The following is a 13,435-nucleotide window of genomic DNA, read 5'->3' on the forward strand; positions in this document are numbered from 1 at the left end:
CCTGGGTGGGGATAGCCTTGCCGCGTGGCTACCTCCTTGAGAGACCTGTTGAACCGTCGCGTCCTCGTCGCCGATGGGGCGATGGGCACCATGCTGCAGTCCTTCGGCGAGCTCAGCCTCGGCGATGACTTCCAGGGGCTCGAAGGGTGCAACGAGATCCTCAACGTGACGCGGCCCGACGTGGTCGCCTCCGTGCACCGGGCCTACTTCGAGGCCGGCGCAGACGCCGTCGAGACCAACTCGTTCGGCACCAACCTGGCGGCGCTGGCCGAATACGACATCGTCGACCGACTGGAGGAGTTGGCCGAGGCGGCAGCACGGATCGCCAGGGGAGTAGCCGACGAGTTCACCGACAAGCCGCGCTTCGTGCTGGGTTCCGTCGGTCCCGGCACCAAGCTGCCGACCCTGGGGCACGTGCAGTTCGAGGCCATCCGCGACGCCTACCAACTGCAGGTGGCCGCGATGATCCGCGGCGGCATCGACGCCGTGCAGATCGAGACATCGCAGGACCTCCTGCAGGCCAAGGCCGCCGTGATCGCCGCGCAGCGGGCTGCGGAGGAGGCGGGCGTGGATCTGCCCATCCTGGTCAACGTCACCGTCGAGACCACCGGCACGATGTTGCTGGGCTCCGAGATCGGGGCCGCGCTGACGTCGCTGGAGGCGCTGGGCATCGACTGCATCGGCCTCAACTGCGCCACCGGCCCGGCCGAGATGAGCGAGCACCTGCGCCACCTCGCCCGCAACTCCACCATCGCCGTGGGCACCATGCCCAACGCCGGCCTGCCCGAGCTGACCGCCGACGGCGCCCGCTACCCGCTCACGCCCGACGGCATGGCGGAGGCCCTCGGCCAGTACCTCGACGAGTTCGGCCTGGCGTTCATCGGCGGCTGCTGCGGCACCACACCTGAGCACATCCGGCTGCTGGCCGAGCGGTTCAGCGGGCGCGAGGTCGTCGCCCGCGAGCCCCAGCCGGAGAACTCGGCAAGCTCGCTGTACATCCAGGTGCCGTTCGGGCAGGACGCCAGCTACCTCAACATCGGCGAGCGCACCAACGCCAACGGCTCCAAGGCGTTCCGCGAGGCCATGCTGGCGGAGAACTGGGACGAATGCATCGAGATCGCCAAGGCCCAGGCCCGCGACGGCGCGCACGTGCTCGATCTGTGCGTCGACTACGTGGGCCGCGACGGCGTGGCGGACATGAAGGAACTGGCCTCACGCCTGTCCACCGCCGTGACCCTGCCCATCGTGCTCGACTCCACCGAGCCGGAGGTGCTCAAGGCGGGCCTCGAGCACCTCGCGGGCCGCGCCATCATCAACTCCGTCAACTACGAGGACGGCGACGGGCCGCAGTCCCGGTTCGGGCGGATCATGCCGCTGGTCAAGGAGCACGGCGCTGCCGTCGTGGCACTGACCATCGATGAGGAGGGCCAGGCCCGCACCGCGGAGTGGAAGGTGCGCGTCGCGTCGCGCCTCATCGACGACCTGACGCAGAACTGGGGCATGGACGTGGGCGACATCCTCGTCGACTGCCTCACGTTCCCCATCGCCACCGGCCAGGAGGAGACCCGCCGCGACGGTATCGAGACCATCGAGGCCATCCGGGAACTGAAGCGGCGCTACCCCGGGGTGCGCACCACGCTGGGCGTGTCCAACGTCTCGTTCGGCCTCAACCCGGCCGCGCGGATCGTGCTCAACTCCGTGTTCCTGCACGAGTGTGTGCAGGCCGGTCTTGATTCGGCGATCGTGCACAGCGCCAAGATCCTGCCGATGGACCGGATCCCCGAGGAGCAGCGCGAGGTCGCCCTCGACATGATCTACGACCGCCGCCGCGAGGGCTACGACCCGCTGTCGAAGTTCCTCCAACTCTTCGAGGGCGTCACCGCCGCCTCCGTACGCGCCTCGCGGGCCGCCGAGCTGGCCGCGCTGCCGCTGGCCGAGCGGCTGCAGCGTCGCATCATCGACGGCGAGTCCAAGGGGCTGACCGCAGACCTCGACGAGGCGCTGCAATCCAAGCCCGCGCTCGACATCATCAACGAGGACCTCCTCGCCGGCATGAAGACCGTCGGTGAGCTGTTCGGCTCCGGCCAGATGCAACTGCCGTTCGTCCTGCAGTCCGCAGAGACCATGAAGCAGGCCGTGGCCCACCTCGAACCGCACATGGAGAAGAGCGACACCGACGAGGGCAAGGGCACTCTCGTGCTGGCCACAGTCCGCGGCGACGTGCACGACATCGGCAAGAACCTCGTCGACATCATCGTCAGCAACAACGGCTACACCGTGATCAACATCGGTATCAAGCAGCCGTTGCAGGCGATCATTGATGCCGCGGAGGAGCACGGCGCCGACGCCATCGGCATGTCGGGCCTCCTGGTGAAGTCCACGCTCGTGATGAAGGACAACCTGGCTGAACTCAACCGCCTCGGACTCGCTCAGAAGTACCCCGTGTTGTTGGGCGGTGCCGCGCTGACACGCACCTTCGTCGAGCACGACCTTGGCGACATGTTCGAGGGGCAGGTGCGCTACGCCAAGGACGCGTTCGAGGGCCTGGCGCTCATGGACGCGGTGATGGCCGTCAAGCGGGGCGTGCCCGGGGCATCCCTTCCCGAACCCCGCAAGCGCCGCCACGCGAAGGTGGAGGTCGAGGAGGAGCCCATCGAGCCGGGCACACGGTCCGACGTCGCACGCGATGTCGACGTCCCCACCCCGCCGTTCTGGGGCACGCGGGTGGTCAAGGGCATCCCGCTAGCCGACGTGGCCGCGTGGCTGGACCACCGGGCCACCTTCATGGGCCAATGGGGCCTGAAGGGCCAGCGTGGCGGGCCGTCGTTCGAGGAGATCGTCGAGGCCGAGGCCATGCCGCGGCTGCGGATGTGGATGGACCGGATCAAGACCGAGAATCTCGCCAACTTCGGCGTCGTCTACGGCTACTTCCCGGTGCACTCCGACGGCGAGACGCTCATCGTCGGCTCGCCCGGCGACCCGCAGCGTGAGCTGACCCGGTTCACGTTCCCGCGCCAGCGCCGCGACAGGCGGCTGTGCCTGGCGGACTTCTTCCGCGACGCCGACGAGGCGGCCGAGCACGGCCCGGACGTGCTGGCCATGCAGCTCGTGACGATGGGCTCGGCCGTGGCGAAGGGCGCGCAGAAGCTGTTCGAGGCCAACTCGTACCGCGACTACATGGAGTTGCACGGCCTCTCCGTCCAGCTCACCGAAGCGCTCGCCGAGCACTGGCACGACCGGATCCGCCAGGACCTCGGTTTCGGGGAGACCAGGGACATCGACCTGGCCATCCGCAAGCAGGCCTATCGGGGCTCGCGCTACTCCTTCGGCTACCCGGCGTGCCCGGACCTGGAGGACCGCATCAAGCTGGTCGAGCTCCTCGAGCCCGGCCGGATCGGAGTCGAGCTCAGCGAAGAGCTGCAGCTGCACCCGGAGCAGTCGACCGACGCGATCGTCGTGCACCACCCGGAGGCGAAGTACTTCAATGCAGGCTGAACCCAGCGCGGTGCTGTGGGACTTCGACGGCACCCTCGTCGACACCGAACCGGTCTGGCAGGCCTCGGAGCGGGCGCTGCTCGCCGAGCACGGCGTCACGTTCGGGCCAGAGCAGTGGGAGGCGATGACTGGTCAGGATGCGAGGCTCTCGGCCGCGATGCTGGCCGAGGCCATCGGCTCCGATGACCCCGACGCCATCCTGGATGACATCCAGGCCCGCGTGGCCGGGCACATCCGCAGCCACGACCTGCCCTACCAGCCAGGCGCCCGCGAGCTGCTCGTCGAGCTTGAGGCGTTGGGGGTGCCGTGCGCGATCGTGACCGCCAGCAGCGGTTACATCCTCGACGCGGCCCGGGACAGGCTCCCGAAACACGTCTCGTTCGTCATCACCTCCGACGACGTGACCCACCCCAAGCCGCATCCCGAGGCCTACCTCCTGGCGATGGAGCGCCTCGGCCTCGCTCCTGAGCAGGTCGTCGTGCTGGAGGACTCGGTGCCCGGCACCCTGGCGGGTCTCGCCTCTGGCGCGGTGGTCTACGCTGTGCCCTCGGTGCCGCTCGAGGAGCACCCGCGGATGTACATCGGCGAAGGCCTCGACGGCGTCGCCTGGAACCAGCTCGTCGACGTGTGGCGGGCACGGAAGGACAACGCATGAACCTCTCCGGAGTGCACACCGGCCCGCTGCGCGCGGGCGAGCGGGTCACGCTCACCGACAACAAGGGTCGGCGCAAGTCGATCCTCCTCCAGGAGGGCGCCGTCTGGCACACCACCAAGGGGGCGGTCCACCACGACGACCTGATCGGCGGGCCGGAGGGCGTCGTGATCAAGTCCGCCGGCGGCATGCAGTACCTGGCGCTGCGGCCCCTGCTGCACGACTACATGGTGGCCATGCCCCGCGACGCGGCGGTGATCTACCCCAAGGAGGCGGCGCAGATCGTCATGTGGGGCGACATCTTCCCAGGTGCACGCGTGTTGGAGGCCGGCGTCGGCTCCGGCGCGCTGTCGCTCGCGCTGCTGCGCGCCATCGGCCAGGAGGGCACGCTGCACTCCTACGAGCGCCGGGAGCGGTTCGCGGAGGTGGCGCAGAACAACGTGCGCAACTTCATCGGCGGGGAGCATCCCGGCTGGACGGTGACCGTGGGAGACCTCGTGGAGGCCATCCGCGACGACGAACTCGACCGCGCGATCCTCGACATGCTGGCGCCCTGGGAGTGCATCGACGCGGTGGGGGAGCGGCTCGTCCCCGGCGGCGTGCTGGTGTGCTACGTCGCCACCGCCACGCAGTTGGGTCGCACGGCCGACACGATCCGCGCCCACGGCGGCTTCACCGAGCCGCAGTTGACCGAGACCACGGTGCGCGACTGGCACGCCGAGGGCCTCGCGGTGCGCCCGGGACACGGCACGTCGAGCCACACCGGCTTCCTGTGCATCACGCGACGGCTGGCTCCCGGCCAGCAGGCGCCCATGCGCAAGCGCCGCCCGGCTCCCGGCGCGTACGGCCCGGACTACACCGGCCCCAGGCCGGCCAACATCCCGGCCGATCTAGGCGGTGCGGGAGCCACGTCTGATGACGGCCCAGTAGATCAGCCGCCAGCTGAAGAAGGCGAGGCCCAGGACTAGCGTGGCCACGGCGACGAAAGCCCACGCGGCGGTGTCGCCGGAGACCACCCGCAGGATCATGCCCCCGATGAGCGTCACCAGCCACACGATCAGCGCCTCGCGCCAGCCGAAGCCCTTCAGCTTGGCCAGGAGGACGGCTGCCCAGCCGATCACGCAGGCCACCAGGAACGGCCACGCGGTCTGCAGGACACCGGTCAGATCGAGGCCGTGGGACGCCCTTCCCACGAGGGCGAAGATCACCACGCAGACCAGATCGACGATGATGGGCACGACTGACTTCATGCCCGCCACTATAGAAGGATGATCATGGAGACCCCCTCGTTCATGACGTATCTGAGGCAGGTGGCGCCGGAGACGCTCCCGGGCACCACCGAGGGCACCGTGCCCGCGGTGCACGGCACCACCATCGTGGCCGCCAGATACCGCGACGGCGTGGTGATGGCGGGCGACAGACGCGCCACCATGGGCACCGCCATCGCGATGCGCGACATCGAGAAGGTCTTCGGAGCCGATGACCACTCCATCGTCGGGGTGGCGGGCGTGGCCGGGATCGCCGTCGAGATGGTGCGACTGTTCCAGGTGGAGTTGGAGCACTTCGAGAAGATCGAGGGCACCCCGCTGAGCTTCGACGGCAAGGCCAACCGCCTGGGCGCCATGCTGCGCGGCAACCTGCCCCAGGCGATGAAGGGCATGGTGGTGCTGCCGCTGTTCGTCGGCTGGGACGAGCGGGCGCTGCGTGGGCGCATGTTCTCCTATGACGCGACCGGCGGCCGTTACGAGGAGCACGAGTTCTGCTCCGTGGGCTCGGGTGCGGCGTTCGCTCGCGGCGCGCTGAAGAAGCTGCACGACCCTGATGCCGATGAGCGCTCCGCCGTGGCGGCGCTGTTGCAGTCGCTGTACGACGCGGCAGACGACGATTCGGCCACCTCGGGCCTGGACCTCACGCGTGGCATCTTCCCGCTGGTGATGCGCGTCTCCGCCGCCGGGGTCGCCCGCTGGTCGGAGGCTGGAGTGCGGGAGTTGGCCGAGACGATCGTCACGGCCCGCATCAACCGCCCGGACGGGCCGAGGGGGTACGCACTGTGAGCATGAGTTTCTATGTCAGTCCTGAGCAGCAGATGCAGGACCGCGCCGAGTTCGCGCGCAAGGGGATCGCGCGGGGCCGCGCCGTCGTCGTCCTCCGGTATGCCGGCGGAATCGTGCTGGTGGCGGAGAACCACTCCACGACGCTGAACAAGGTGGCCGAGATCTACGACCGGATCGCGTTCGCCGCGGTGGGGCGGTACAACGAGTTCGAGACACTACGCATCGCGGGCATCCGGCACGCCGACCTGCGCGGCTACTCCTACGACCGGCGCGACGTGACCGGGCGCAGTCTCGCCGGCGCGTACTCCCAGTTGCTGGGCGGCGCCTTCGCTTCGGGGGCGGAGAAGCCGTACGAGGTGGAACTCATCGTCGCCGAACTGGGGGAGGAGCCCGACGGCGACGTGCTCTACCGGATCAGCTACGACGGGGTGATCACCGACGAGCAGGACCTGGTGGTCATCGGCGGCGATGCCGACCGCATCACCGGCGTCGTGCGGGAAGGCTTCGACGCGGGTGCCCCGCTGCGCGACGCCGTCGATCTGGTGCGTGGCGCGCTTCGATCGGACCAGTTGGAGGTGGCGGTGCTGGAGCGGGGCACCCACCGTCGACGGACGTTCCGCCGGGTGCGTGCTGATGAGGTGTCGCATGGCTGAATCGGTCCTGATCCTGGGCGCCGGGCTGGTGGGCTCGTCGCTGGGCCTGGCGTTGACGCGCAAAGGCTACGACGTGATCCTGTGGGACATCGTCGCCGCGCATTCCCTGGTGGCCGCCGGGCTTGGTGCGGGACGCATCTCGGACGAGGCCACCGACAACCCCGACATCGTGGTGGTCGCCACCCCGCCTGAGGTCATCCCGTCCCTGGTCGCCGAGACCCTCGGCAAGTTCCCCGACGCGGTGATCACCGACGTCGGCTCCGTCAAGGCGCCCATCCTGGAGGCGGTGGTCAGCCTGGCCCCCGAGCACCGGCGCTACGTGGGTTCCCATCCCATGGCCGGTTCGCAGTTCACCGGGCCGCTGACCGCATCGGCTGACCTGTTCAAGGACCGCACCTGGGTGGTGACGCCGCAGGCCGAGAACCTCCCGGGCGACATCGCCCGCATCGAGAAGCTCGCCCACGATGTGGGGGCCCACGTCGTGACGATGCCCGTGGACCTGCACGACGAGGCGGTGGCGCAGGTCAGCCATGTGCCGCACCTGATGAGCATCCTCACCGCCAGCCACCTGCGCGAGGTGCCATCCGACAACCTGCGGCTCGCCGGGCAGGGCATCCGCGACGTCACCCGCATCGCCGGCTCTGATCCGGCACTGTGGCGTCAGATCATCGTCTCCAACGCGGACGCCGTGCGCCACGAACTGGAGGAGGTCGCCACAGACCTCACGCACCTGATCAGCGTCCTCGACCGCCCCGATGAGCTCGAGGATTTCCTGGCCATCGGCCGCAACGGAGCCCACTCGCTGCTGGGCAAGCACGGCCAGGACCCGCTGCAGCTGCTCAAGGTCACCGTCGAGATCCCCGACGAGCCGCGGGCGCTGGGGCGCCTGTTCACCGACATCGGCGAGGTGGGTTTCAACGTGGAAGACTTCGAGATCACCCACGATCCCGTCCGCGAGGTTGGCTACCTGCAGATCGCCGTCGAATCCGACGTCGCCGAGCAGCTGCGGGCCACGCTGGTCGAACGCGGCTGGGGTGCGTGGTCGTCCAACCGAGGGAGGGCATGATGTCTCAGCTATTCGCAATCGACGGACCCAGCGGCTCCGGCAAGTCCACCACCGCGAAGCTCCTCGCCAAGAGGCTGGGCCTGGGCTACCTCGACACCGGCGCCATGTACCGTGCCGCCACCACCGAGTACCTGCGTCGCTTCCCCGAAGGGGCCGCAGCCGGAGAGGTTTCGCAACTGGTGGCTGAGGCGGATCTGGTGTGCGACACCAGCCCCGATGAGCCCTGCTTCCACATCAACGGTCACGACGTGACCGAGGAGATCCGCGAGCCCCGGATCTCCGCCGCGGTCTCCACCGTGGCCACCAACCTGGAGGTGCGGCGGCTCCTCACCGAGTTGATGCGCGCCGTCATCGACCAGCACGGGCGACGCATCGTCGTCGAGGGGCGCGACATCACCACCGTCGTCGCCCCGGATGCCGATGTCCGGGTGCTGCTGGTGGCCGATCCCCAGGCGCGCGTGGCGCGTCGCGCCGCGGAGGTGGCCGGGAAGGCATCGGCAGAGGAGGTCACCGATCAGGTGCTGCGCCGGGACCGCGACGACTCCACGGTGTCCAACTTCACCGACGCCGCCGAGGGCGTCACGGTCATCGATTCGACCTTCCTGACGCCCGACGAGGTGGTCGACGCCATCATCGCGCTCGCACCCCGCGCCTGACCCGGTAGGCTGGGACGCTGCCCGCTCTATTCAGGAGGCTTCCGTGACCGAGACCGTCAAGCCCATCGTGGCCGTCGTCGGCCGACCCAACGTCGGCAAGTCGACGCTGGTCAACCGCATCCTGGGGCGCCGCGAGGCCGTGGTCCAGGACCAGCCCGGCGTCACGCGTGACCGGGTCTCCTACGACGCCAACTGGAACGGCCGCGAGTTCGTGCTCGTCGACACCGGTGGCTGGATGTCCGATGCGCAGGGCATGGCCGCCGCCATCGCCGAACAGGCCGAACTGGCGATCTCGCTGGCCGACGCCGTGCTGTTCGTCGTGGATGCCACCGTCGGCACCGTCGACGAGGACGAGGCTGTGGTGCGCGTGCTGCGCAAGTCTAAGAAGCCCGTGGTCCTGGCGGCCAACAAGGTTGACGACCAGCGCCACGAGGTGATGGCCGCGAGCATGTGGAACCTGGGCCTGGGGGAGCCGTTCCCCGTCTCCGCGTTGCACGGGCGCGGCTCCGGCGACCTGCTCGACGCGCTGCTCGGCGCCATCCCCGAGGCTCCGCGTGAGACCTACGAGGAGATCGGTGGGCCGCGCCGCGTCGCCATCGTCGGCAAGCCGAACGTCGGCAAGTCCTCGTTGCTGAACAAGCTGGCGGGGGAGAAGCGTGTGGTGGTCTCGGATGTCTCCGGCACCACGGTGGATCCTGTCGACGAGATCGTCGAGGTGGGTGGGCAGATCTACCGCCTCATCGACACCGCCGGCATCCGCAAGCGCGTCAAGGAGGCCTCAGGACACGAGTACTACGCGTCGCTGCGCACCCAGGCCGCCATCGAACGCGCGGAGGTGTGCGTGATGGTGATTGACGCCTCGGAGCCGGTCTCGGATCAGGACCTGCGCATCCTCAGCAACGTCGAGGACTCGGGCCGCGCCCTGGTGATCGCGTTCAACAAGTGGGACCTCACCGATGAGGAGCGTCGCCACTATCTGGACCGCGAGATTGACCGGGACCTGCAGGCCTGGAAGTGGGCGCCCAGCGTGAACATCTCGGCCCTGACCGGCCGCAACGTCGACAAGCTGAGCAAGGCCATCGAGACCGCCGCAGCCGGTTGGGAGACCCGGATCTCCACCGGCAAGCTCAACGCCTTCCTGGGTCGCCTCACCGCCGCCCACCCGCACCCGGTGCGCAGCGGCAAGCAGCCACGCATCCTGTTCGGAACGCAGGCGCACAACTGCCCGCCCACCTTCGCGCTGTTCACCAGCGGCAAGATGGACGACACCTACGTGCGCTACATCGAGCGCCGCCTCCGCGAGGACTTCGGCTTCGAGGGCTCACCCGTCGACGTCCAGATCCGCGCCCGCGAGAAGCGCAAGGATCGCAGCTGACCCCCGCGTCCGGTCCCTGAGCTTTCGCCAGCGAGCTTGCGAGCCAGCGAACGACGAAGGGCCCCCGCAGCATCATCGCCCACAGCAACCAAAAGACGCCCATAATATGACTGTCCTGGCCGAAAAATGTCAGAGGTGATCTCTAGCGTTGATCCCATGATGGAAGTGCTACCCCGGGCCGTAACCGACGGTCTGGAAGGCCTCACGAGAGGCAACGACCTCGCCCAAACCGGCGAGGTGATGCAGGCGGTCAGCATCGCCCAGATCTGCGACGCCTACCAGATCGACGAAGAACGCACCATGGAGACCATCGAACAGCTGGTCCGCTTCGGTGCCGACGGCACGGCCTCGGTAGGCGAATTCGTCGCCATCGAGATCGCCGCCGCGTTGGGCATCTCTCCGGGCTCGGCGATCGGCAGGATCGCCGACGTGCTCAACGTCCGCGACCGCCACCCCGTCCTCTGGGAAGCAGTACTGGCCGGGAGGATCAGGTTCTACCAGGCGGTGGGTGTTGCCACGGAGTGCGCGAAGTTGTCAGCCACCGATGTTGCTGACGTGGATGCCAAGTGCGCCCAAGCGCTGGGCCAATGGCCCTGGGCTCGTGTGTTGAAGGAGTTGCCGGGCTGGATCATCGCGGCTGACCCGGCCGCCGCTGAGGCGCGGGAAGTCCTGGCCCGTAAAGAGCGCAAGGTGCATGTCACAGGTATCAAGGACGGTCAGATCGGGGTGTTCGCCCGCCTCAACCCCGCCGACGGGATGGCCTTCGAAGCCGCCATCTCCGGAATCGCCGCCCGCCTCCCGGTCCAGGACCTGCCCGGCGACGTCGCAGCCCTGGTCCTCAACGACACCGAAGCCCAGCGGGTGGGTCTCAACGCCCGCAGGGCCGCAGCAATGGGTGAACTCGCCCGCTCGGTGTTCGGGCAAGACGTCCTCCCTGTGCGGGAGTTGATCGTCACCATCGACGCCGCCCAGATCCCACTGACCGACCAAGACGGGCAGGAGCTGACGGGTGCTGCGCGGGTGCAGCGGTGGGGAGACATCCTCGCCAACCGGCTGCCCGAGCTCCTCGCCGGCAGCAGGGTGATCGTCCGGCCAGTGATCGACCCCAGCAGCCTCGGCGCCATCGATGCCCACGACCCCACCGCGGCCATGCGGCTCGCTCTCAACGTCCGAGACCCGTACTGTGTCGGCCCGTTCGGTTCCACGCCAGCCAGAGCGTGCGACGCGGACCACACTGAGCCCTTCATCGAAGGCGAAAGGGGCCAGACCAGGTTGCCGAACCTGGGGAACCTGTCGCGGCGCATCCACCGTTCCAAGACCGCCCGAAAAGTGCGGGTCGAACAGGTCTCACCAGGGACGTTCCACTGGAAATACCGCTCCGGGCTCGAGTTCCTCGTCACCGCCGCCGGCACGATCAGGTTGAACACGCTGATCCCGCTGCCTCCGCAACAGGAGCCACCACCGGTTAAGCCCTACACGGACCCGTCGCCGGATGATCCCGCCTGGGACCAGTTGCCCAACCGCACCGCCTGCTGGGCAGACCCTCAACTCCTCGCTCTGGTCTCCTGACCCTCACCGCTTGACCAGCCCCCGCCGCACCGCGGCCGGGCCTACAGGCACGCCTCCATACCCCCCGTACTCCGTCGGGGGAACTAGAGCGATACCCTCACCCTCGGAGGCGATACGTACATGGGTAACCGGGATTTCCGGATCGAGCCTCAGCGCTTGACGCCGAGGGAACAGATACGCCGCTACCGCGCGCTGGCGGGGGAGCACGTCATCAGCTTGCGGCACCAGTGGCCACGACCCTCAGACTACGCAGGGGTGAGAACGTCCTGGGCCAGAGATCTCGTCGCCGGCGTCACGGTCGGCGTCGTTGCGCTGCCTCTGGCGCTGGGGTTCGGCGTGGCCTCAGGCGCCGGCGCTGCGGCCGGGCTGATCACCGCCATCGTCGCCGGCATGGTGGCCGCCATCTTCGGCGGCTCCCATCTCCAGGTCTCGGGCCCCACCGGGGCCATGACCGTCGTGCTGCTGCCGGTGATTGCCAAGCACGGCCTGGGCGTCGTGCCGCTGCTGGCGATCATGGGCGGCATCATCGTGGTGGCGATGGCCATCACCGCCGTCGGCCGATCCGTGGAGTTCATCCCGTACCCCGTGGTGGAGGGCTTCACCATGGGTATCGGCGTGATCATCGCGCTGCAGCAACTACCCCTGATCCTGGATGCTCCACGCGGGACGTCTGAGTCCACGCTGGTGGCTGGCTGGCAGAGCCTCCAGCAGGCCGATTGGGGTCACGCCTGGCAACCGCTTATGGTGGCCGGCGGCGTGATCGTGCTACACCTGATCGGCATGAGGTACGTGCCCAAGTGGCCGCTCGCCCTGATCTCGATCATCATCGCCACCGTCGTGGTGCTCGTGTCGCCGCTCGCCGTCGCCACCATCGGCGCACTCCCCACCGGCCTCCCGGCCCCTCAACTGCCTGCCTTCTCCGTCGGCCTTCTGCAGGACCTGACTGGGCCGGCCCTCGCCGTCGCTGCGTTGGCCGCGCTCGAGTCGCTACTCTCGGCACGCGTCGCCGACGGGATGCGCCCAGACCTCAGCCCTACCAATCCCGACCGTGAGTTGATGGGGCAGGGCCTGGCCAACATCGCCTCCGGCCTGTTCGGGGGCCTGCCCGCCACCGGCGCGATCGCCCGCACCGCCGTCAACGTCCGCTCTGGTGCCCGCACCAGGCTCTCGGCCGTGACCCACGCCGTCGTCCTCCTGGTGGTGATGCTGCTCCTGGCCCCCATCGTCGCCACCGTCCCGATGGCGGCCCTCGGCGGAGTGCTCCTCGTGACGGCAGCGCGCATGATCAACCTTCGGCTCGGCCGCACGATGCTCACGGTCACCCGCGCGGACCGCAACACGTTCCTCCTCACCTTCGGCGCCACCGTGCTGCTGGACCTCGTGGCCGCCGTCCTCCTGGGGCTGCTGATGGCAGGGGCGATGAGCCTTCGGCACATGGCTGCCTACTCCGTCGTCGCCCGGCAGAACCTGCCGACATCCACCAACGAGGGCGTCGTGGACTGGGGCCCGGAGCAGGAACACCTCCGCGAGGCGGTGGCCATCTTCAGGATCGACGGCGCGCTCTTCTACGGCAACGCCCAACGGTTCATCGATGAGGTCACCGAGCTCGGCACCGACACCGCGGCCGTCATCATCCGATGCCACCAGATGCGCATCCTCGACGCCTCTGGTGCAGTTGCCCTCGACACGGCGCTCCGGCGGTTGCGGCGACGCCAGATCAGCTACGTGATCCAGGGGATGAACCAGGCGCAGAGGCGCACCTCGGTGATGATGCAGGCCACCGAACAGCGCCATCACGTGCGCGAACTTTCAGAGGCCCTGGAGTGGATCGACCACGAGCTACGCACGGGTCAGGTTCCGAAGTGACCTCGATGTGCGGACTTCGCGAAGAGGCGCTAAGCTATCCGAGTTGCCG

Annotated in this window: 11 protein-coding genes; 10 read left to right on the plus strand and 1 reads right to left on the minus strand. The window is 68.7% G+C overall.

The annotated features are described in order from the left end of the window. Positions 1-24: 24 nt before the first annotated feature. Genes metH through BN1186_RS15830 form a run of 3 tightly spaced genes read left to right on the plus strand, consistent with a single transcriptional unit; the run spans position 25 to position 5,115 of the window. Positions 25-3,495 carry a methionine synthase gene (metH, locus tag BN1186_RS12000; RefSeq protein WP_040284291.1) on the plus strand — a complete coding sequence of 1,157 codons (3,471 nt, stop codon included), beginning with the start codon at positions 25-27 and terminating at the stop codon, positions 3,493-3,495. After that, positions 3,485-4,150 (plus strand): HAD family hydrolase, encoded by a 666-nt coding sequence (locus BN1186_RS15825; RefSeq protein ID WP_074437033.1) that lies wholly within the window; start codon positions 3,485-3,487, stop codon positions 4,148-4,150. Before metH ends, BN1186_RS15825 begins: the two co-directional genes overlap by 11 nt. Continuing rightward, positions 4,147-5,115 carry a tRNA (adenine-N1)-methyltransferase gene (locus BN1186_RS15830; protein ID WP_187120315.1) on the plus strand — a complete coding sequence of 323 codons (969 nt, stop codon included), beginning with the start codon at positions 4,147-4,149 and terminating at the stop codon, positions 5,113-5,115. The genes BN1186_RS15825 and BN1186_RS15830 overlap by 4 nt, the downstream gene beginning before the upstream one ends. Here the strand turns inward: BN1186_RS15830 and BN1186_RS12010 are convergent. After that, positions 5,038-5,397, minus strand: coding sequence for a DUF3054 domain-containing protein (locus BN1186_RS12010; protein ID WP_040284292.1), 360 nt, complete (start codon positions 5,395-5,397; stop codon positions 5,038-5,040). The two genes, BN1186_RS15830 and BN1186_RS12010, sit on opposite strands and share 78 nt — an antisense overlap. A gap of 18 nt (positions 5,398-5,415) precedes the next feature. Here BN1186_RS12010 and prcB point away from each other — a divergent pair, with 18 nt between their 5' ends. The 7 genes from prcB (at position 5,416) to BN1186_RS12045 (ending at position 13,386) form a co-directional block, all read left to right on the plus strand. Continuing rightward, positions 5,416-6,201 (plus strand): proteasome subunit beta, encoded by a 786-nt coding sequence (prcB, locus tag BN1186_RS12015; RefSeq protein WP_052460115.1) that lies wholly within the window; start codon positions 5,416-5,418, stop codon positions 6,199-6,201. Positions 6,202-6,203: 2 nt separating this feature from the next. Beyond that, positions 6,204-6,854 (plus strand): proteasome subunit alpha, encoded by a 651-nt coding sequence (prcA, locus tag BN1186_RS12020; protein ID WP_342777365.1) that lies wholly within the window; start codon positions 6,204-6,206, stop codon positions 6,852-6,854. After that, complete coding sequence (locus tag BN1186_RS12025) at positions 6,847-7,920, plus strand: prephenate dehydrogenase (RefSeq protein ID WP_246043308.1); 1,074 nt, start codon at positions 6,847-6,849, stop codon at positions 7,918-7,920. Before prcA ends, BN1186_RS12025 begins: the two co-directional genes overlap by 8 nt. Next, positions 7,917-8,576: a (d)CMP kinase gene (cmk, locus tag BN1186_RS12030; protein WP_425471501.1), complete on the plus strand. Its 660-nt coding sequence runs from the start codon at positions 7,917-7,919 to the stop codon at positions 8,574-8,576. The genes BN1186_RS12025 and cmk overlap by 4 nt, the downstream gene beginning before the upstream one ends. A 43-nt stretch (positions 8,577-8,619) precedes the next feature. Next, the gene (der, locus tag BN1186_RS12035; protein WP_218975472.1) at positions 8,620-9,951 is read left to right on the plus strand and encodes a ribosome biogenesis GTPase Der; all 1,332 of its coding nucleotides are present in this window, start codon (positions 8,620-8,622) and stop codon (positions 9,949-9,951) included. A gap of 156 nt (positions 9,952-10,107) precedes the next feature. Continuing rightward, the gene (locus BN1186_RS12040) at positions 10,108-11,520 is read left to right on the plus strand and encodes a DUF222 domain-containing protein (RefSeq protein ID WP_040284297.1); all 1,413 of its coding nucleotides are present in this window, start codon (positions 10,108-10,110) and stop codon (positions 11,518-11,520) included. A gap of 255 nt (positions 11,521-11,775) precedes the next feature. Next, a complete protein-coding gene (locus BN1186_RS12045; protein ID WP_218975473.1) occupies positions 11,776-13,386 on the plus strand; it encodes a SulP family inorganic anion transporter in 1,611 nt (536 codons plus the stop codon). The last annotated feature ends 49 nt before the right edge of the window (positions 13,387-13,435 follow it).

Origin of the sequence: Tessaracoccus massiliensis, from assembly GCF_000826065.2 — a bacterium.
GTDB lineage: Bacteria > Actinomycetota > Actinomycetes > Propionibacteriales > Propionibacteriaceae > Arachnia > Arachnia massiliensis_A.

What these genes read in the sequence shown, in the direction of transcription:
- BN1186_RS15825 (WP_074437033.1), top strand. Translation starts at nt 3,485, where the DNA reads ATGCAGGCTGAACCCAGCGCGGTGCTGTGGGACTTCGACGGCACCCTC.
- BN1186_RS15830 (WP_187120315.1), top strand. Translation starts at nt 4,147, where the DNA reads ATGAACCTCTCCGGAGTGCACACCGGCCCGCTGCGCGCGGGCGAGCGG.
- BN1186_RS12010 (WP_040284292.1), bottom strand. Translation starts at nt 5,397, where the DNA reads ATGAAGTCAGTCGTGCCCATCATCGTCGATCTGGTCTGCGTGGTGATC.
- prcB (WP_052460115.1), top strand. Translation starts at nt 5,416, where the DNA reads ATGATCATGGAGACCCCCTCGTTCATGACGTATCTGAGGCAGGTGGCG.
- prcA (WP_342777365.1), top strand. Translation starts at nt 6,204, where the DNA reads ATGAGTTTCTATGTCAGTCCTGAGCAGCAGATGCAGGACCGCGCCGAG.
- BN1186_RS12025 (WP_246043308.1), top strand. Translation starts at nt 6,847, where the DNA reads ATGGCTGAATCGGTCCTGATCCTGGGCGCCGGGCTGGTGGGCTCGTCG.
- cmk (WP_425471501.1), top strand. Translation starts at nt 7,917, where the DNA reads ATGATGTCTCAGCTATTCGCAATCGACGGACCCAGCGGCTCCGGCAAG.
- BN1186_RS12040 (WP_040284297.1), top strand. Translation starts at nt 10,108, where the DNA reads ATGATGGAAGTGCTACCCCGGGCCGTAACCGACGGTCTGGAAGGCCTC.